The 18,381-nt window shown below is 64.5% G+C and carries 17 protein-coding genes; 8 read left to right on the top strand and 9 right to left on the bottom strand.

The genetic code is table 11. The annotated features are described in order from the left end of the window. The first annotated feature begins 55 nt into the window (after nucleotides 1-55). Together purF and purM are read left to right on the top strand one after the other, a co-directional pair. A complete protein-coding gene (gene purF, locus ACUYMZ_RS17765) occupies nucleotides 56-1,699 on the top strand; it encodes an amidophosphoribosyltransferase (RefSeq protein WP_481604939.1) in 1,644 nt (547 codons plus the stop codon). Next, entirely contained in the window at nucleotides 1,696-2,850 is a 1,155-nt protein-coding gene (gene purM / locus ACUYMZ_RS17770) for a phosphoribosylformylglycinamidine cyclo-ligase (RefSeq protein ID WP_481604940.1), read from the top strand. Before purF ends, purM begins: the two co-directional genes overlap by 4 nt. 69 nt (nucleotides 2,851-2,919) lie before the next feature. Here purM and ACUYMZ_RS17775 read toward each other — a convergent pair whose 3' ends face one another. The 3 genes from ACUYMZ_RS17775 to ACUYMZ_RS17785 form a co-directional block, all read right to left on the bottom strand. After that, nucleotides 2,920-3,702 carry a VOC family protein gene (locus tag ACUYMZ_RS17775; protein ID WP_481604942.1) on the bottom strand — a complete coding sequence of 261 codons (783 nt, stop codon included), beginning with the start codon at nucleotides 3,700-3,702 and terminating at the stop codon, nucleotides 2,920-2,922. Next, on the bottom strand, nucleotides 3,699-4,481 hold the full coding sequence (locus ACUYMZ_RS17780; protein ID WP_481604944.1) for a VOC family protein: 783 nt from the start codon (nucleotides 4,479-4,481) through the stop codon (nucleotides 3,699-3,701). Before ACUYMZ_RS17780 ends, ACUYMZ_RS17775 begins: the two co-directional genes overlap by 4 nt. A gap of 225 nt (nucleotides 4,482-4,706) precedes the next feature. Continuing rightward, on the bottom strand, nucleotides 4,707-4,931 hold the full coding sequence (locus tag ACUYMZ_RS17785; RefSeq protein ID WP_364165422.1) for a DUF3073 domain-containing protein: 225 nt from the start codon (nucleotides 4,929-4,931) through the stop codon (nucleotides 4,707-4,709). 242 nt (nucleotides 4,932-5,173) lie between these two features. Between ACUYMZ_RS17785 and ACUYMZ_RS17790 the strand changes: the two genes are divergently transcribed. Then, complete coding sequence (locus ACUYMZ_RS17790) at nucleotides 5,174-5,809, top strand: septum formation family protein (RefSeq protein ID WP_442423831.1); 636 nt, start codon at nucleotides 5,174-5,176, stop codon at nucleotides 5,807-5,809. A 19-nt stretch (nucleotides 5,810-5,828) separates the two neighbouring features. Here the strand turns inward: ACUYMZ_RS17790 and clpB are convergent, their stop codons facing one another. Further along, nucleotides 5,829-8,486: an ATP-dependent chaperone ClpB gene (gene clpB / locus ACUYMZ_RS17795; protein ID WP_481604946.1), complete on the bottom strand. Its 2,658-nt coding sequence runs from the start codon at nucleotides 8,484-8,486 to the stop codon at nucleotides 5,829-5,831. Nucleotides 8,487-8,658: 172 nt separating this feature from the next. Here clpB and ACUYMZ_RS17800 point away from each other — a divergent pair, with 172 nt between their 5' ends. Continuing rightward, a complete protein-coding gene (locus ACUYMZ_RS17800) occupies nucleotides 8,659-9,276 on the top strand; it encodes an MSMEG_1061 family FMN-dependent PPOX-type flavoprotein (protein WP_481604948.1) in 618 nt (205 codons plus the stop codon). Between the two features lie 409 nt (nucleotides 9,277-9,685). On the opposite strand, the gene ACUYMZ_RS17805 is transcribed toward ACUYMZ_RS17800, so the two are convergent. From ACUYMZ_RS17805 to ACUYMZ_RS17820, 4 genes are read right to left on the bottom strand one after another with little or no spacing between them, the layout of a single operon-like run. Continuing rightward, nucleotides 9,686-10,756, bottom strand: coding sequence for a sulfate/molybdate ABC transporter ATP-binding protein (locus ACUYMZ_RS17805; protein ID WP_481604950.1), 1,071 nt, complete (start codon nucleotides 10,754-10,756; stop codon nucleotides 9,686-9,688). Then, nucleotides 10,753-11,559, bottom strand: a complete 807-nt coding sequence (locus ACUYMZ_RS17810) for an ABC transporter permease (RefSeq protein ID WP_481604952.1) — start codon at nucleotides 11,557-11,559, stop codon at nucleotides 10,753-10,755. Before ACUYMZ_RS17810 ends, ACUYMZ_RS17805 begins: the two co-directional genes overlap by 4 nt. A 7-nt stretch (nucleotides 11,560-11,566) precedes the next feature. Then, nucleotides 11,567-12,349 (bottom strand): molybdate ABC transporter substrate-binding protein, encoded by a 783-nt coding sequence (gene modA / locus ACUYMZ_RS17815; protein WP_481604954.1) that lies wholly within the window; start codon nucleotides 12,347-12,349, stop codon nucleotides 11,567-11,569. Further along, complete coding sequence (locus ACUYMZ_RS17820) at nucleotides 12,346-12,756, bottom strand: TOBE domain-containing protein (protein WP_426004227.1); 411 nt, start codon at nucleotides 12,754-12,756, stop codon at nucleotides 12,346-12,348. Before ACUYMZ_RS17820 ends, modA begins: the two co-directional genes overlap by 4 nt. Nucleotides 12,757-13,105: 349 nt before the next feature. Between ACUYMZ_RS17820 and ACUYMZ_RS17825 the strand changes: the two genes are divergently transcribed. From ACUYMZ_RS17825 to ACUYMZ_RS17835, 3 genes are all read left to right on the top strand, one after another. Continuing rightward, a complete protein-coding gene (locus tag ACUYMZ_RS17825) occupies nucleotides 13,106-14,308 on the top strand; it encodes an FAD-binding oxidoreductase (protein ID WP_481604956.1) in 1,203 nt (400 codons plus the stop codon). A gap of 152 nt (nucleotides 14,309-14,460) precedes the next feature. Beyond that, on the top strand, nucleotides 14,461-15,333 hold the full coding sequence (locus ACUYMZ_RS17830; protein WP_481605922.1) for a DUF4031 domain-containing protein: 873 nt from the start codon (nucleotides 14,461-14,463) through the stop codon (nucleotides 15,331-15,333). 18 nt (nucleotides 15,334-15,351) lie between these two features. After that, complete coding sequence (locus ACUYMZ_RS17835) at nucleotides 15,352-17,010, top strand: sialidase family protein (RefSeq protein WP_481604958.1); 1,659 nt, start codon at nucleotides 15,352-15,354, stop codon at nucleotides 17,008-17,010. Here ACUYMZ_RS17835 and ACUYMZ_RS17840 read toward each other — a convergent pair. Continuing rightward, nucleotides 17,007-17,408, bottom strand: a complete 402-nt coding sequence (locus ACUYMZ_RS17840; protein ID WP_426004232.1) for a YccF domain-containing protein — start codon at nucleotides 17,406-17,408, stop codon at nucleotides 17,007-17,009. The two genes, ACUYMZ_RS17835 and ACUYMZ_RS17840, sit on opposite strands and share 4 nt — an antisense overlap. 411 nt (nucleotides 17,409-17,819) lie before the next feature. On the opposite strand from ACUYMZ_RS17840, the gene ACUYMZ_RS17845 reads away from it, so the two are divergent. Further along, entirely contained in the window at nucleotides 17,820-18,272 is a 453-nt protein-coding gene (locus tag ACUYMZ_RS17845) for an SRPBCC family protein (RefSeq protein WP_481604960.1), read from the top strand. The last annotated feature ends 109 nt before the right edge of the window (nucleotides 18,273-18,381 follow it).

The raw sequence follows: 18,381 nt of genomic DNA on the forward strand, positions 1-18,381 counted from the left end.
GGTCACAAAGTCCGCACGGGAACTTACCATGGCCGGGACATGAGACAATCGACCAGTGGCACGTGGCGACGGAAAACTTTCACATGATCTTCTCCCCGGCGAAAAGGGCCCCCAGGACGCTTGTGGCGTCTTCGGGGTATGGGCACCGGGTGAAGAAGTAGCAAAACTCACCTATTACGGGCTCTATGCGCTGCAGCACCGCGGACAAGAGTCGGCTGGTATTGCAACCAGTGACGGCAAGCGCATCAATGTCTACAAGGACATGGGCCTCGTATCCCAGGTCTTTGACGAGACTACCCTTAACACCCTCACCGGACACCTGGCCGTGGGCCACTGCCGGTACTCCACCACCGGTGCAAGCCACTGGGCCAACGCCCAGCCCACGCTGGGCGCCACGGCGACCGGCACGGTTGCACTGGCGCACAACGGCAACCTGACCAACACCGCAGAGCTTCGCGAAATGATCCTGCTGCGGAACAACGGCCAGCTCACCGGTGAAATGAAGCAGGGCAACACCTCGGACACTGCACTGGTGACCGCACTCCTTGAGGGCGAAGAAGGCAAGACCCTGGAGCAGACCGCCCTGGAGCTGCTTCCCAAGATCAAGGGCGGCTTCTGCTTCGTTTTCATGGACGAAGGCACGCTCTACGCAGCCCGTGACACGTACGGCATCCGCCCGCTGTGCCTCGGCCGCCTGGACCGCGGCTGGGTTGTCGCCTCCGAGCAGGCCGGCCTGGCAACCGTTGGCGCGAGCTTCATCCGCGAGATCGAGCCCGGCGAGTTCATCGCGATTGACGAAGAGGGCGTCCGCTCCCAGCGTTTCGCTGACCCCACCCCCGCCGGTTGCGTGTTCGAGTACGTTTACTTGGCCCGTCCGGACGCGGCCATCGCAGGCCGTTCAGTCTACGAGTCCCGCGTGGAGATGGGCCGCCAGTTGGCCCGCGAAAACACCCACGAGGCCGACATCGTCATTCCGGTCCCCGAGTCCGGAACTCCCGCTGCCGTTGGCTACGCCGAGCAGTCCGGCATCCCGTTTGCGCACGGCTTCGTGAAGAACGCCTACGTGGGCCGTACCTTCATTCAGCCTTCGCAGACCCTCCGCCAGCTTGGTATCCGCCTCAAGCTCAACGCTTTGGAATCCGTGATCCGCGGCAAGCGTGTGGTGGTGGTGGACGACTCGATCGTTCGCGGCAACACCCAGCGCGCGATCGTCCGGATGCTCCGGGAAGCCGGCGCAAAGGAAGTCCACGTTAAGATTTCTTCCCCGCCGGTCCAGTGGCCGTGCTTCTACGGCATCGACTTCGCCTCCCGCGCGGAACTCATCGCCAACGGTGCCACCATAGAAGAGATCTCGCAGGCGATCGGCGCCGACTCGCTGGCTTACATTTCCGAGGACGGCATGATCGGGGCAACCCAGCAGCCGCGTGAACGCCTCTGCACCGCCTGCTTCACGGGCAAGTACCCGATCGAGCTGCCGCACGCTGACAAGCTCGGCAAGAACCTGCTCGAGCGCTCCGACCTCGGTGGCCTGGCTCCGGCCGAACCTACCGGTGACGCAGTTTCTGATCCTTCCGACACCCAGGATCCGGCGGAGAAGCCGGGCGCCACAGGCTGTGATCCGGGACCGGATGCCGAATTCGAGAACCTCCTTACCGACGCTGATCGTTTGACCGACGCCGAAAAGAAAGAGTCTGTATGACCTCCGCATCCTCCGCCGGAACTCCTGAGAACGCCTCCGGCATCACCTACGCTTCGGCGGGTGTCGACGTCGAAGCGGGAGACCGCGCAGTCGAACTCATGAAGGACGCCGTCAAGGCGACCCACAACAGCTCGGTGATTGGCGGCGTCGGCGGTTTCGCTGGCCTGTACGACGTTTCCAAGCTGCTCACCTACAAGAAGCCGCTGCTCGCCACCTCCACCGACGGCGTCGGCACCAAGGTTGCCATCGCCCAGGCCATGGACATCCACGACACCATCGGTTTCGACCTGGTGGGCATGGTGGTGGACGACATCGTGGTGGTGGGCGCCGAACCGCTCTACATGACCGACTACATCGCGTGCGGCAAGGTTGTTCCGGAGCGCATCGCCGGCATTGTCCGCGGTATTGCGTCTGCCTGTTCTGTTGCCGGTACTGCCTTGGTGGGCGGCGAAACCGCCGAGCACCCGGGCCTCCTTGGCGAGCACGAATACGACGTCGCAGGTGCCGCCACCGGTGTTGTGGAAGCTGACGCATTGCTTGGCCCGGACCGTGTCCGCGCCGGCGACGTCGTGATCGGCATGGCATCCTCCGGCCTGCACTCCAACGGCTACTCCCTGGTCCGCCGCGTCATCAACCACGCCGGTTGGGCACTGGACCGCCAGGTATCCGAGCTCGGCCGCACGCTGGGCGAAGAGCTCCTGGAGCCGACCCGCGTTTACGCAGCCGACTGCCTGGACCTGGCACGGACCTTCCCGGTTTCAGCCGGCGCCGCTGTGCACGGCTTCAGCCACGTCACCGGTGGTGGCCTGGCAGCCAACCTGGCACGTGTCCTCCCGCAGGGCCTCGTGGCCACGGTTGACCGCGCCACGTGGGAACTTCCCGCCATCTTCGAGCTGGTTTCCGAGCTGGGCAATGTCCCGCTGGCCGACCTCGAACGCACGCTGAACCTTGGTGTTGGAATGGTGGCGATCGTCTCCCCCGAGGCAGCAGACGCCGCGGTGGCACGCCTCAACGAGCGTGGCCTGCCGTCCTGGATCATGGGTACCGTTGCAGCCGACTCGGACGCGATCGACAAGACCGGCCCGGATTACGTCCAGGGCGCCAAGGGCGTCGACGGCGGTGCGGTCCGTTTGGTGAACGCCTACGCCTAAGCCTCCACCTCACCCAACTGGGTCGCAGTTAAGCGCGTTTTGAGGGCTCAAAACGCGCACAAATGCGACCTAGTTGGGTGAGGGGGTTTGGATCAGGCTGAGCACTCCGCCTTGGGGGTCCTGGATGGTGGCCAGTGATCCTTCTTCCGGGTGCTCCTCCGGTTCCACCAGCAAGGTGCCACCAGCGGCCACTGCGGCGTGTGCGGCCTTCTGCAGATCGGTGACCCCGAAGTAGATCTGCCAGGCCGCCTCCTCCCCCGCTTCGGCAGGGACGACGCCGGCCACCTCCCCACCGTTCACCATCAGCGTGGAGTAGCTGCCGCCGTCGTCCTGGGGGTATTCCGTAACCTCGTGACCGAAAAGCTGCTGGAAGAAGGCCACCGCTGCCTGCGGCTCCGGCGTGGACAGCTCCGCCCACGCCAAGGCACCGGCCTGGTTGTAGAGGTGGCTTCCCAGGTGCGTGCCCGCCTGCCAGATGCCCGTGGTCCCGCCTCCTGGTGGTGCAATGAAGGCCAGGACGCCGGTGTCTGCCACATGTTCGGGACCGAACTCGAGCTTCCCTCCCGCATGGACGGCGTCCTCGGCAACCTCCTCGGCGTCTGTGGCCGCGAAATAGATATTCCACTGGCCCGGGGTGGCGGCGGCTTCCTGGCTGCGGTTCTGCGGAGCGACCACAGCCACCAGGTCCTCTCCGATAAAAGCCTGGGCATAGAACCGACCGTCAGGCGTGGGCAGGTCCGTGAAGCTCCACCCGAACACTGCAGCGTAAAACTCCTTGGCCCCGGCGACATCCCGGGTCTGAAGGTCGGCCCAGCACGGCTCGCCGTGGGAGTAACGGCTACGGGCGGTCATGCGTCAAGCCTCGACATGATGCTGAACGCTGCGCCGGCCGGATCCATCAGGACCGCCATGCGGCCAATGCCCGGCACGTCGAAGGCAGGCGAAATGACGTGGCTGCCGAGGCTGGCCGCATGTTCCGCAAAAGCATCCACGTCAGTGACATTGAAGTAGGTCATCCAAAACGGTGACAGGCCCTCAATGGGCAACTTCACAGCTCCCGCCACCGGCTTCCCGGCAACGGTGAGGTTGGTGTATTCCTGCGGGTCTCCTGCGGGGGCGGTGCTGCTTCCGCACCCGGTCACTGCCTGGTAGAAGGCCACGGCCTTGGGGACATCGTTTGTCTGCAGCTCGTTCCAGATCAGGGTGCCGGGCTCATTGACCAGCCCCGACCCAGGATGGCTCCCGGCCTCCCAGAAACCGATCTGCGCCCCTGTGGGATCGGCCGCGAAGAACATCCGGCCACTGCCGTTGGGGACCTCGTCCGGCGGAAAGATGATGGTTCCACCGGCCGCCACCGCCCGCTCTGCCGCCTGGTCCACTGAATCCACAGCGAGGTAGTTGGCCCAATAGGACGGCATGCCCTCCGGTGCGTCCGGAAGATGCTGCATCATCCCGGCAACATAGCGTCCCTTGAGTTTGGCCATGTAATAGGTCAGGCCCGGTCCTATCTCCATGCCGTCCAGCTCCCAGCCAAAAAGGTCGCTGTAGAACGCCTTGGAAACCTCGATGTCGGTGGAGGACAGGTCCACCCAACACGGTGTTCCCTGTTGGTACCTCTCGACCTCAGGCATGGCTTTCCTTTCGCTGGGGCGTGTCCTTCATCAACTTAGTACCGGGCCTTGACCAGGACAACGCATTGGCCTTGGATGCACAAAAGAAGGCCCGCAGGGTACGCCAAACAGCGGCGTGGCCTGCGGGCCTTCTTCAGTGATTTTCGGCATCCGGAGATGCGCGACGACCTGATGTACGACGGCGGTACACAACTCAGTGCCTGCGGCACCTGTTGGTTGCGACAGCTATCCGATACGGCGGGTGTCTACCTCGTCGTCATCGTCTTCCGCGTACTTGTCCTCGTAAGCCGAGTAGTCCGGCTCCGGCGGATCTTCCGGGAAGTGGCTCTTTGCACGACTGGATGGGCCCGTGAGCTCACGCTCAAGGGCCGAATAGTCAGTGTTCGGGGAGTAGTACTTGATGTCCCGAGCCTGCTTGGTAGCTTTTGCCTTTTGACGGCCGCGCCCCATGGCGTGACCCCCTTTTGTACTTGGACCGGAGGTGGTCACCTTGGCGATCGGTGAGGCCCCGGAATGTTTGGTCAATTTGTCGTATGTCTAGATTACATGCTTTCGGGAGTGCCTGCGTGCCACCCTGGCCACGGGTCGGGGCTCCAGGCCCGCAATTCCGGCTTCCAGCACCTCCACTGGGGCGGAAAATTGGGTAGAGTCGGCCTCAATGCGGCACCACGGCAGGAAGGCACACCACGGGAATGAGCCAGGACAACACTGCACCACGTGACGATTCGCCACGGGATCGAGGCGAGGACGGTCTGCCGCCAGCGCCCCAGGACCCTCCCCAATCCTGGGAGCCCGGCGCCGAGGTTCCACCCCAAGGTGATACCACCAAGCGGCAACGCCTGGTGATCGGGGGAATCGTGGTAGGCGTCCTGGCGCTCATAGGCGTGGTCATTTGGGTGCTGCTCAACCTGTTGGGAACCCGGCCGGAAGCCGTGGTCAGCACCCCCAGCCCTACGGCTACTTTGGGACCGCTCCCCCGCGACACCGAGGCCAAGGATTTCCAGGTAGGCGATTGCTTTGCCGACTTCGACCCGAACGCACCCAAAGCCAAAGCCGTGGCCTGCGACACCGAACATTCAGCCCAGCTTGGTGCCGTGCACAGCTATGGCCAGGACGAGTCATTCCCCGGTACAAACGCGCTTCGGGAAAAGGGCCGTGAAGTCTGCGGCACAGTGAAACTGGACAACGCGGCGGCCGACAACTACGTGCTGCTGCAGCAGAACGTGTATCCCAGCACTGACAGCTGGAACCGTGGCGACCGCCGCGTTGATTGCTTCATCGTGGTGGACTCGGGCAACACCATCAAGGAAGACCTCCTCGACAGGTAGCCCTGGTCCTGCGGGCCGCTTACTTCCTCCGGACCGACAGGCCCGTGCCCAGGCTGGCAGCGTCGTCGCCGGCGGTCAGCGCCTCGAGGCCCGCGATGGTGAGCTCGTCCACATCGGTGGCCGTATCCACCAGGACAGTGTCGCCGTCGCTGATCTGGCTGGCGAGGATCTCCTTGGCCAGGCGGTCCCCGATTTCGCGTTGCACCAAACGGCGCAGCGGCCTTGCACCGTAGGCAGGATCGAACCCGGACATGGCCAGCCAGGCGCGGGCGCCGTCCGTGACCTCCAGGGTGAGGCGACGATCGTGCAGGCGTCGGCCGAGTTCTGCCACGTGCAGTTCCACGATCCGGGCAAGTTCCTCTACCGACAGTGGATCGAACAGGACGATCTCATCCAGGCGGTTCAGGAATTCCGGCTTGAACGATGCCTGCACCACGGCCATGACGGCGTCCCGCTTGGCCTTGGCATCCAGGGACTGGTCCACCAGGAACTGGCTGCCGGAGTTGGAGGTCAGCACCAGGATGGTGTTGCGGAAATCCACAGTGCGGCCCTGGCCGTCGGTGAGCCTGCCGTCGTCGAGCACCTGCAGGAGGATGTCGAAGACCTCGGGGTGGGCCTTTTCCACTTCGTCGAGCAGCACCACGGAGTAGGGGCGGCGCCGCACGGCTTCAGTCAACTGGCCGCCTTCCTCGTACCCTACGTATCCCGGAGGGGCACCCACCAGGCGGGCCACCGAGTGCTTTTCGCCATACTCGGACATGTCGATCCGGATCATGGCGCGTTCGTCGTCAAAGAGGAAATCAGCCAAGGCTTTGGCCAGCTCGGTCTTGCCAACGCCGGTGGGGCCCAGGAACAGGAACGACCCCGTGGGGCGGTTGGGATCGCTGATGCCCGCACGTGCGCGCCGAACGGCATCGGAGACGGCCTGCACAGCCTTGGCCTGGCCAATCAGGCGCTTCCCAAGCTCCTCTTCCATATGCAGCAGCTTCTGCGACTCGCCCTGCAGCATGCGGCCGGCGGGGATCCCGGTCCACGCCGAAATCACCTCGGCGATATCGTCCGCGGTGACTTCCTCGGCCACCATGAGCTCGGGTTCTGAATCGCTGCGTGCGGATTCCTCCGCGGCTGCGGCGTTGAGCTCACGTTCCAGCGCAGGCAGCTCGCCGTACAGAATGCGCGACGCCGATTCGAGGTCACCTTCGCGCTGGTGCTTTTCAGCCGCTGAGCGAAGCTCGTCGATCTTGGCCTTGAGGTCGCCGACCCGGTTCAGGCCCGCCTTCTCGGCTTCCCAACGGGCATTCAACGCCGCGAGGGCTTCCTTCTTGTCCGCCATGTCTGCCCTGAGCGCAGCCAGCCGTTCCACGGAAGCAGGATCACTCTCACCTTGGAGGGCCAGCTCTTCCATGGTCAGACGGTCCACCGCGCGGCGCAGCTGGTCGATCTCTTCCGGGGCGGAATCGATCTCCATGCGGAGTCGGGAAGCAGCCTCATCCACGAGGTCGATGGCCTTGTCCGGCAGCTGGCGGCCGGAGATGTAGCGGTTGGACAGTGTGGCTGCCGCAACCAGGGCGGAGTCGGCAATAGCCACCTTGTGGTGGGCCTCGTAGCGCTCCTTCAGGCCGCGGAGGATACCGATGGTGTCCTCCACGCTGGGTTCGCCAACAAAGACCTGCTGGAACCGGCGCTCCAGGGCCGGGTCCTTCTCGATGTTCTCGCGGTACTCGTCCAAGGTGGTGGCACCGATCAAGCGGAGCTCACCGCGGGCCAGCATGGGCTTGAGCATGTTGCCGGCGTCCATGGCGCTCTCACCCGTGGCACCGGCGCCCACTACGGTGTGGATCTCATCGATGAAGGTGACGATCTGCCCGTTGGAGTTCTTGATTTCCTCCAGGACGGCCTTGAGCCGCTCCTCGAATTCGCCGCGGTACTTGGCACCGGCCACCATGGAAGCCAGATCCAGGGCGATCAGGGTCTTGCCGCGCAGGCTCTCCGGAACGTCGCCGGCCACCATGCGCTGGGCCAGGCCTTCGACGACGGCCGTCTTGCCAACGCCGGGCTCACCGATCAGGACGGGGTTGTTCTTGGTGCGGCGGCTCAGGACCTGGACCACGCGGCGGATCTCACTGTCGCGGCCGATCACCGGGTCCAGCTTGCCCGAGCGCGCAACAGCGGTCAGGTCGGTCCCGAACTTCTCCAAAGCCTGGAACGTGTTCTCCGGGTCCGGGGAATTGACCTTTCGATCACCGCGGACACCCGGCAAGGCGGCGAGGAGGGCCTCATGGGAGGCTCCGGCGTCGCGCAGCAACTTGCCCACCGCATCACTTCCGGCCGAAAGCCCCAGCAGGAGGTGCTCTGTGGAGACAAAGGAGTCACCGAGCTTGTCGGCCTCGTTTTGGGCGGCCTGGATGGCCTGCAGGGTCGGGCGGGACAGCTGCGCCTGCTGGACGGAACTGCCGGAGGAAGAAGGCAGTGCCTTGATGGCGGAACTTGCCTGCACACTCACAGCGTCCGGGTCCGCGCCGGTGGCACGGAGCAGCGCCACGGCAACGCCTTCCCGCTGGTCCATGAGCGCTTTGAGCAGGTGCGCCGGTTCCACCTGCGGATTCCCTGCGGTGGAGGCGTTCATGGCGGCCGCAGAAAGGGCCTCCTGGCTCTTGGTGGTGAATTTGGTATCCAAAGCGAGCTCCCTTCCTGGAGTGAGTCCAAACTTATTTCAAAGTTGAGTCTACTACGCTCAACTTTTGGTTTCGTCCACTGCGTTCCATGTTTGCCGAGGGCGAAACGCCTGTCCAGATGAAAGGGGCAGAAAGGCAAGGCCTGGGTCCTGCGCCGCGCCGTAGGCTGGGGCCATGAACCCGATTTCCACCACTCACGAACTCGAAGAGCTGATCGGCACCCCGTTGGAGAGGGTCCGCCGCAAAGTCCGCACCACCTTGAGCGGTTTCGACCGGCAGTGGCTGGCAGCCAGCCCGTTCTGCATCCTGTCAACGTCCGATGCTGCAGGCCACGTGGATGCATCCCCCAAGGGCGATCCTCCGGGATTCATCCACGTGGTGGACCACACCACCGTTGCCATCCCGGAACGTCCCGGGAACAAGCTTGCCTTCGGCTTCAGGAACATCCTGGAGAACCCGCACGTGGGCATCCTGTCCGTGGTTCCCGGCCGCACGGACACCCTCCGCATCAATGGCACCGCCCGCCTGGTCAGCGACGCTGACTTTTTCGATCAGATGGTGGTCAAGGGGCACCGGCCGCGTGCCGCCGTCGTGGTTTCGGTGGAGGAAGTGTTCACCCACTGCGGCAAGGCCTTCATGCGCAGCGGCCTGTGGCAGCCGGAAACGTGGGAAACCGAAGACCTTCCCAGCATCGCGGTGCTCGCACAGGCGTACACCCAGCCGGAGACGCCGCTGGAAGATCTCGAGACCTACTACGGTCCGTCCTACGCGGAGCGGATGTACCGGGAGTAGCAGGGAACCTGCCCTAGGCTTGCACCATCAGGCAACAGCCTGCTGTGCCGTTAACGAACAAAGACCCGACTGGCATCGGGTCTTTGTTCTGAGCGGTTCGCTCATTGGTGCGGTAAGAGGGCCATAGAACCTCAGACGCCACACTTTGAGTCTATGGCCCTACGCACGTAGGGCGCAACGTTGTTGTGCCGACTATCAGTGCGAGCCGCGCCTGTTCCTTTGGGAGGAGGTGTCGGCATGGATTCAAAGCGGAAACGTGAAGAACCATGGGGCGCCTGGAACCTTGCGGTCAACATCATCCGGCTAGCCGTTGATGTTATCCGCCTGTTCTGGCACAACATCCCCTAACGGGAGCGGGGCCGTCGCGTTGTGCCGGCGGTCTCCGTCAGTTGAAGATCGGGACCAGCCCTCACGCCGGGTACACCGACACCAGCCCGGACTTCACCACGAACCGCACCTCCATGCCGGGTGCAAGGCCGAGGTCCGCCGAGGCCGCTGGTGTGATGTCGGCGGACAACGTGCCGTCCAAACCGGCGCCTGCCCGGACCCGGATCTGGTCGCCGTGCGGCTCAAGGTCCGTAATGATCACCGGGAAGGAATTGCGGGGGCTTCCGTGGACATCACCGAGGAAAACGGAAACGCTCGACGGCGGGAACGCCGCCACGCCTGCCTGGCCGGGCACGGGTGACCAGTCCGGATCGTGCTGTCCGGCGAAAACCCGGCCATCCGGCGTCGTGATTCCCTCCCGGCTGAGGGCGCCGGTGACGAGGTTGAGGCCGGCGAGTCCGGCGGCGAAGTGGCTTCTGGGGCGCTCCAGAACCTGGCGCGTCGGGCCCTCTTCCACGATGCGACCGTTTTCCACCACTATCACGCGGTCCGCCAGCATGTAGGCGTCCAGGACATCGTGCGTGACGATGATGGCCTTCCTGTCCTGAAGAACGCGTTTCAGGACCCGGCGGAGCAAGGGCGCAGCATGGATGTCCAGCGCAGACATGGGTTCGTCCAGGAGGAGCAAGTCCGGCTCGGCTGCCAAGGCCCGCGCTACGGCCACCCGCTGGGCCTGGCCGCCGGAGAGCTGCGCCGGCTTCCGGTCAGCAAGGGATTGGGCATCAACTTCGGCCAGCCAATGCCGGGCAGCTTCCCGGGCAGCGGCCCTGGAAGCACCTGCACTGCGGGGGCCGAACCCCACGTTGTCCAACGCACTCAGGTGCGGAAACAGCAGTGCCTCCTGGGCCAAAAGGGCGATGCCGCGAAGGTGTGGCGGGTCCCATTGGCGAGTACCGGCGTCGAGCTTGAACAGTTGGCGCCCGTCAATCGAGGCGGAGCCGGAGTCGGGCCGCAACAGTCCGGCGATCACCCCCAGCAACGTCGACTTGCCGGCGCCGTTGGGACCAAGGACGGCCACGGTTTCACCGTCCCCGAGACTGAGGGACATGTCGAAATTCCTGGTCTTCAGGCTGGCGCGCATCTCGAAGCTCACGGCTGGACCGCCTCTGGTGCGCGTCGCCGGCCACCATAACTCAGCCCCACCACCGCGACTGCCACGGCAACCAGGACCAGGGACAGCGCGACGGCGGCATCGGCGTCGGTCTCGCGCTGCAGGTAGATCTCCAACGGCAGCGTACGGGTGACACCTTCCAGGCTGCCCGCGAACGTCAGCGTCGCACCGAACTCACCCAGACTGCGCGCGAACGACAACACCGCCCCGGACGCCAACCCCGGCAGCACCAAGGGAACGGTGACGCGACGAAGCACGGTGGTGGGCTTGGCCCCGAGCGTCGCAGCCACGGCTTCGTACCTGCTGCCCGCCGACCGCAGGGCGCCCTCCAAACTGACCACCAGGAACGGCAGGGCCACGAACGTTTGGGCCAGGACCACCGCGGTGGTGGTAAACGCGATCTGCAGACCGGCCAGCTCCAGCGACTTCCCCAACAGGCCCTGCCGCCCGAAGGTATACAGCAGCGCAATCCCGCCAACCACCGGCGGCAGCACCAGTGGGAGGAGCACAAAGGACCTGAGGAGTTTCTGGCCGGGGAACTCACCCCGGGCAAGCACCAGAGCCAGCGGGACACCCAGCACAATGCAGAGAGCAGTGCTGGCGGCAGACGTCCGCAGGCTCAGGCCCAGGGCTGCGAGGGACGACTCGGACGTGATCAGGGGGATGAACTGGGGCCAATTCACGCGCAGCAGCATGGCTGCCAGCGGAAGGATCACCAAGAGGCCACCCACTGCTGCCACGGCATGGATCCATCGCGGAATACCGTGATAGCCGGTGGTCTTCATATTCTCCCTACGGTGTGCCGAAACCAGCGTCGCCCAGGACCTTCTTGCCCTTGTCCCCGGTAACCGTGGCAATGAAGACAGCCGCCAGCGCCTTATTCTTGCTAGAGCCTACCGTGGCGATGGGATAGGTGTTGACAGCCTTGTCCGATTCGGCGAACGGGATGCCCTTGACTTTGTCGCCGGCTCCCTTCACATCGGTGACGTACACCAAGCCTGCGTCCGCTTCGCCGGAGCTGACCTTCCCCAGGACATCCGTCACGGACGACTCCTCGCTGACCGGGCTCAGCGTGGTTCCGGAGGCTTTCTCGACGGCGTCGGTTGCGGCGCCGCACGGCACCTGGCTTGCGCAGGTGACCACTTTGATGCCCGGCTTTGCCAGGTCCGCGAAAGAAGCGATCGACGCCGGATTGCCGGGTGGGACGGCGATCTCCAGGATGTTGGTGGCGAAGTTTGTGGCAGTGCCCTCCACGAGGTTCGCATCAGCCAGTTTGGACATGTTCCTGGTGTCGGCGGAGGCGAACACATCCGCCGGGGCGCCTTGGGTGATCTGCGTGACCAGATCGGAGGAGCCGGCGAAGCTCAGCTTCACCTTTGTGCCCGGGTTGGCTGCTTCGAAGTCCTTGGCCAGCTGCGTGAAGGTTCCTTTAAGGGACGCAGCGGCGAAGACGGTGATTTCGCCTGAAGGTGAGGTGCTTTGCTGCGACGTTGGGCTGGCGCCTGGGGCGCATCCCGCTACGCTTGCTGCCAAGGCCCCGGCCAGCAGCACTGCGGTAAGGGGTTTGCGGTTCATATGATGCTCTTTCCCTGGGGTGTTTCGATGATGACAGTGGTGGCCTTGACCACGGCGGTGGCCACCGATCCAAGCTCAAGCCCGAGTTCGCGCACGGCCTCGCTGCTCATCAGGGAGACCACACGGAACGGGCCGCATTGCAGCTCCACCTGGGCCATGACCTTGTCCGCCGTAATCCCGGTGACCAAGCCGATGAAGCGGTTCCGGGCTGAACTGCCGGCGCGGGAGGGGTCGTCGGGGAGGTGCGACTGGTCACGCGCAAGGGTGGCCAGCTCCAGGCCGTCCACCACCAGGCGTCCGGCTGAATCCTTCTGCGGCGTCAGCGTCCCGTTCTCCGTCCAACGTCTCACGGTGTCGTCGCTGACACCCAGGAAACGGGCGGCCTCGGATATTCGTATGTGCGGCATGAATCGAGTGTAGATCCGTATTTGCGTCTGGAAGAAACCTCTATGTCCGCAAACGCAATATGACCCTTAGGTCGGCCAGTGCGCGCAAGGCGAGGACCGCCGTCGTAATTTTCCTGGAAACAGGCTCCGAAAGCATTCCGTAAGCTCCAGCCATGGCCCGCTGGATGATGCCGCAGTACCCTGTTTCAGGGGAGAGTCTCAGGCGCGAAGGAGCGTCCCATGGAATGGATCCGTCCGGACCACCCGGATTACGACGAGACCCGGAAACTTTTCAATGCAATGATCGACCGCCGTCCGGCGGTGATCGCCAGGTGCTCCGGCCCCGGTGAAGTGGCGGAGGCCCTCCACCATGCGCACCCACAACCTGGAAGTGGCCGTCAGATCCGGCGGGCACTCGGTGGCCGGAATGTCCACCAACGAGGGCGGGCTGGTCGTCGATGTCCGACCCATGAAATCCGTAAGCGTCGACCCGGAGGCCAAGACCATCACGGCCGGCGGAGGGCTTACCTGGGGCGAGTTCGACCGGGCAACACAACGGCACGGCTTGGCGGTCACGGGAGGCCGCGCCTCCACCACTGGTGTCTCGGGCTTCACGTTGGGCGGCGGCTCGGGGTGGCTGGAGCGTTCCTACGGATTTGCCTGCGACAACCTGCTGTCCGTGGACCTGGTGACCGCTTCAGGCGACCTTGTCACCGCGAGCGCCCACGAGAATCCCGAACTGTTCTGGGCGTTGCATGGCGGTGGCGGCAACTTCGGTGTTGCGACGTCCTTCACCTTTCAACTGCACGATCTTGGCCCCACTGTCATGGCCGGGATCACGCTCTTCCCCGGCGAGGCTGCACCTGCGTTGTCCCGCGAATTCCGGCGCCTGGCACTGGAAGCACCGGACGGCGTGGGAACTGCGTTGATCTACCTCACTGCGCCGGAGGAAGAATTCGTGCCGGAGGACATGGTCGGCAAGATGGCCGTGGGGATGGCCTACCTGTATGCCGGGGACGTGGAGGAAGGCAGGGAGTACGCCAAGCCGTTCAAGGAACTCGGTCCAACGGTGGACCTGGTGGAGCCCATGGGCTACGCGGATTTCCAGTGCATGATCGATGACCCTCCCGGCTATTACAACTACTGGAGCGCCGACTACCACGACCAACTCAGCGACGAAGCCCTGGACATCCTGGTGGACTCGGCCCAGCGTCTGCCCGGCACGCACTCCCAGCAACTGATCGGCCGCTGGGGCGGGGCCGTAGGAGGACCTGCGGCCCAAAACACTCCCCTGCAGCATCGCAGCGCAGCCTGGGTCAGCCATCCGTTCGGCCTGGCAGACTCCCCCGAAGGCGGGCAGGAAGCCAAGGCGTGGGTGAAGCAGTTCAGGCACGACATCGCCCCGCACACCACCGGCGGGGTCTGGCTCAACTTCATCGGGGACGAAGGGCAGGACCGGATCATGGCCGCGTTCGGGGAGCAGAACTACCGCAGGCTCTCCAAGGTCAAAGCACAATTCGATCCCGACAACGTATTCAGGGGCAACCAGAACATCCTGCCTGCCGAACGCTGACCCGCCACACTCCTTCCCGGTTGCCGTGATCGTCACCGGCAGCGAAGCTTGTGATTCCGGGCCGTGGTCGGCGGTAGACACGCCCGATGACCGGCAACCGGGAAGGATCATCCGGCCATTCCTGCAGCACGATCCGGGACTACACTTTGGCCATGGCCGTCTACGTTGATCCGCCGCTGTGGCCCGCCCACGGCACGGTGTTTTCCCATCTGGTATCCGATACCTCGCTGGATGAACTGCACGCCTTCGCCGCAGCGGCCGGGGTTCCTGAACGTGCTTTCGACGGCGACCATTACGACGTTCCCGAGCGTCGCTATGACGACCTGGTCAAAGCGGGCGCCATCCCGGTGGAAGCCCGCGTGCTGGTCCGGAAGTTGATTGCGAGCGGCCTGCGGATTCCTGCCCGGGAGCGCAGCAAGGCTCTGACCGTGCCTTTGATGGAGCGTTGGAACAGCACCTTTCCCGGCCACGAGGAGCTGGGACTGGAACTGGTGGAACGGTGGGGTGAAGACAGCCGGAAGTACCACAGCCGGACACACCTGCTGGCAGTCCTGGAGGCTTTGGATATACTCACCGAGCCGGCCCTTCCTGCGCGCACGGTCGCCTTGGCTGCGTGGTTCCATGACGCCGTTTATGAGGGAGTGGCCGGCCAGGATGAAGAGGAATCGGCGCAGTTGGCCGAGGAGAGGCTGACCGCTGCCCGCCTGGCACCGGAGGACGTGGCCGAGGTTGCCCGGCTGGTCCGGCTCACGGCCACCCATTCGCCCGAGCCCGGCGACCATGCCGGGGCGCTCCTCTGCGACGCCGACCTTTCCGTTTTGGGCGGCGACGAACAGTCCTACGCACGGTATCTTGCCGCCGTCCGCGAAGATTACCCCCACGTGCGCGACGATGATTTCGCAGCGGGACGTGCCGCCGTCGTGCGTTATCTCCTGGCGCTGGATCCGCTCTTCCACAGCGGGCGTGCCCGGTCGCTATGGCAGGATGCCGCCCGTCGGAACCTGGCCGCGGAGTTGGATGGCTGACTCTCGTACACTGGAGGTGTGACCTCCTACCTCTCCCCTCACCCGCACGCCCGCCCCGACGTTGAGCACGTGCTTGCCGTCCGCGGTGCGGGCGGATACCGGCAGTACCGTATCCCATCACTCGCGGTCAGCACCCGGGGGACGATCCTGGCCGCCTATGACGGCAGGCCCAATCTGGATGACCTGCCCAACCCGATCGACCTCCTCCTGCGGCGCAGCCATGACAACGGCGTCACCTGGGGCTGCCAGCAGGTTGTCAGGACCGGGACCGGCTTGGACGGCTACGGCGATCCGAGCCTCCTGGTCGACCCGGTGACCGGCAGGATCTTCATGTTCCATGCGGCAGGAACGCACGCGGGCTTCTTCGAGGCCGCCGCCGGCCTGGAGCCCGCGGACGACATCCAGCACGCCGACGTCAGCTTTTCAGACGACGACGGCGGCACCTGGCAACACCGGCGCCTCACCGCCCAGCTCAAACGGGAAGGGCGAATCACCGGCCTCTTCGCGGCCGCCGGCCAAGGTATCCAGATCCATGCGGGCCCCTACAGGAACAGGCTGGTGCAGCAATACGTCCTCCTGGTGGACGGCCGGATCGTTGCAGCCTCAGCCTTCAGTGACGATCACGGTGAAACGTGGGCGCTGGGCTCGTTCATTGGCCCCGGACCGTCCGGCGTGGGGCCCAACGAGAACAAGGTGGTCTGCCTGGAGGACGGCCGGCTGTTGCTGCATTCGCGGGCCACGCCGTGCCGTCTGGCCGCCCTTTCCGAAGACGGAGGCCAAAGCTGGAGTCCCCTGCAGCCTGTACCGGATCTTCCCGATCCCAGCGACAACGGTTCGGTGGCCCGGTTCGACGGGCTGCCCTCCATCAAGTCACTCGCCACGCCCGACACCGACCGCTGGCTCCTGGCAAGCAACAACCAGGACCCGCACCTGCGGCGAAACACCGTGCTCAGCCTCTCCACGGACAACGGAGCCACGTGGCCGGCCGGACTGGTGCTGTGCGAGGGAAGTTCGGCCTATTCGACGGTGACGCGGTTGCCCAACGGGAACATAGGCGTCCTCTACGAGCGGCAGGGTTACCGGGAGCTCGTGTTCGCGTCGGTTCCGCCGGCGCAGCTTACTGAACAGCTGGCAGAAGGGCACCCTGTACCACCGGCCGGGTTCTCCTTCGACATGGAACTGCGCTCTATCACTCCGGGCCGGCCGCAGGCCTGGCAAAACGCCGGCCCCTTCCACGTGATCCCTTCCTCCAGCGGAGATCAATGGGACGTCCAAACGTGGAAGGAGATCGGGCAGGGCTACACCGGCGATCAGATTCTGGGCACCCGGGAGGCCCAAGACCTCAACTACGGCCCCATCATCCCCGGGTACAAGGCAGGCGACATCCTCGCCTTCACTGGACGTGTCCGCAACTGCTCCGGGGAGGCGATGACCGGCGTCGAACTTCAAGGGCCGCACACCAACCCGGGCGACTTCCCGGCCACTGACCTGGCCCCCGGCCAGCACGTTCTGTACTTCACGCCCACCTACACGATCACGGACGCAGACATGCGCCAGGGCACCCTGGACCTCACGTTCTCAGTCCAAGCCTCCGGAGCAACGCACGACGGCGGTCCGTTGCCGCTGCAGCGGACGTTCCGGTTCGATCTGCGGACCGGAGACGTCACTGCCTCTTAGCGGTAGTTGCTGGCGAACGGCCTGTCCGTGGGAACGATCTGCTTGCCGAGGGGCATCAGCGAGACCGGGATCAGCTTCAGGTTGGCAATGGCCAGCGGGATGCCGATGATCGTGATGGCCATGGCCACCGCGGTGACCACGTGCCCGATCGCGATCCAGATGCCGGCAACCAACAGCCAGATCACATTACCGAGCAGAGCGAAGACGCCGCTCCCGCCGGGTTTCTCCACCACCATCTGGCCGAAAGGCCACAAGCAATAGAAACCGATGCGGAATGACGCGATGCCCCAGGGAATGGTCACGATGAGGACGCAGCAAATGAGCCCGGCGGCGAAATAGCCAAGGGCGAGCCAGAAGCCGCCAAAAACCAGCCAAATGATGTTGAGCAGAGTTTTCATAGTCCCCATTCTCTCGTGCCCGACCGCCCAAAAGCCTAGGGGTCTGCCCTGAACGGACCCTGACTTCCCGGACCCTCTCTCACCAAAACACCTCCTGGTGCCAACCCTCTCTCACCAAAACACCCCCTGGCGCCAACCCTCTCTCACCAAAACACCCCCTGGCGCCCACCCTCACTCACCAAAACACCCCCTGGCGCCCACCCTCTCTCACCAAAACACCCCCCTGGTGCCAACCTCTCTCACCGCGTTCCGGGCCCCCCGAAGGTGAGAGAGCGTTTCGAATATCGGGTGGTTTGGTGAGAGAGCGTCGGTTTCGGACGGCTGTCAGCCTAGACTCGGTCACAGGACAGCGCTACGACGACGGCCGAAACGGCACAACGGTATCCACTGAATTAGACACCGAGGAGCACCATGAGCACGGCACAGCACACCCTTACCCTGACTCGGGACTTCGACGCCCCTCGCGAGAAAGTGTTTGAGGCTTGGATGGACCCGGACCAGCTCACCGTGTGGTTCGGGCCCGTTGACGTGGAAGCTCCCCGGGAAAAGATTATCGTCGAGCCCGAAGTCGGCGGGATCTGGCAGGTGGTCATGGTTTGGACGGATGAGAACGGTCAGCAGGAAGCGCCCATTGAAGCCGTGATCACCCAGCTCGACGCCCCCGGCTTGCTGGTCGCCCAGGCAAAAGCCGCCCCGGATGCCGACCATGAATATGAAGAAATGCGCCTCGAATTCGAAGACCTGGGCGGCAGCCGGACGAGGATGCATTTGACCCAGGGCCCCTTCGCATCTGAAGAGTGGGTGGAAATGACGCGGGACGGATGGGGCACGTCTTTCGACAAATTAGATGCGGCGCTCGCCTAGCAGCGAGCATTTGGTGAGAGAGCGTCCGCTGAAAAGCCGCGAACGGTGAGAGAGCGTCAGGCCAAACCGGGCAAACGGTGAGAGAGCGTCCAGCCAAACCAGGCAAACG

This window comes from Arthrobacter sp. T572, from assembly GCF_056780115.1.

What these genes read in the sequence shown, in the direction of transcription:
- ACUYMZ_RS17785 (WP_364165422.1), bottom strand. Translation starts at nt 4,931, where the DNA reads ATGGGGCGCGGCCGTCAAAAGGCAAAAGCTACCAAGCAGGCTCGGGAC.
- ACUYMZ_RS17830 (WP_481605922.1), top strand. Translation starts at nt 14,461, where the DNA reads ATGGCCGTCTACGTTGATCCGCCGCTGTGGCCCGCCCACGGCACGGTG.
- ACUYMZ_RS17820 (WP_426004227.1), bottom strand. Translation starts at nt 12,756, where the DNA reads ATGCCGCACATACGAATATCCGAGGCCGCCCGTTTCCTGGGTGTCAGC.
- ACUYMZ_RS17845 (WP_481604960.1), top strand. Translation starts at nt 17,820, where the DNA reads ATGAGCACGGCACAGCACACCCTTACCCTGACTCGGGACTTCGACGCC.
- modA (WP_481604954.1), bottom strand. Translation starts at nt 12,349, where the DNA reads ATGAACCGCAAACCCCTTACCGCAGTGCTGCTGGCCGGGGCCTTGGCA.
- ACUYMZ_RS17780 (WP_481604944.1), bottom strand. Translation starts at nt 4,481, where the DNA reads ATGCCTGAGGTCGAGAGGTACCAACAGGGAACACCGTGTTGGGTGGAC.
- ACUYMZ_RS17790 (WP_442423831.1), top strand. Translation starts at nt 5,174, where the DNA reads ATGAGCCAGGACAACACTGCACCACGTGACGATTCGCCACGGGATCGA.
- ACUYMZ_RS17800 (WP_481604948.1), top strand. Translation starts at nt 8,659, where the DNA reads ATGAACCCGATTTCCACCACTCACGAACTCGAAGAGCTGATCGGCACC.
- ACUYMZ_RS17840 (WP_426004232.1), bottom strand. Translation starts at nt 17,408, where the DNA reads ATGAAAACTCTGCTCAACATCATTTGGCTGGTTTTTGGCGGCTTCTGG.
- ACUYMZ_RS17810 (WP_481604952.1), bottom strand. Translation starts at nt 11,559, where the DNA reads ATGAAGACCACCGGCTATCACGGTATTCCGCGATGGATCCATGCCGTG.
- ACUYMZ_RS17825 (WP_481604956.1), top strand. Translation starts at nt 13,106, where the DNA reads ATGCGCACCCACAACCTGGAAGTGGCCGTCAGATCCGGCGGGCACTCG.
- purM (WP_481604940.1), top strand. Translation starts at nt 1,696, where the DNA reads ATGACCTCCGCATCCTCCGCCGGAACTCCTGAGAACGCCTCCGGCATC.
- ACUYMZ_RS17775 (WP_481604942.1), bottom strand. Translation starts at nt 3,702, where the DNA reads ATGACCGCCCGTAGCCGTTACTCCCACGGCGAGCCGTGCTGGGCCGAC.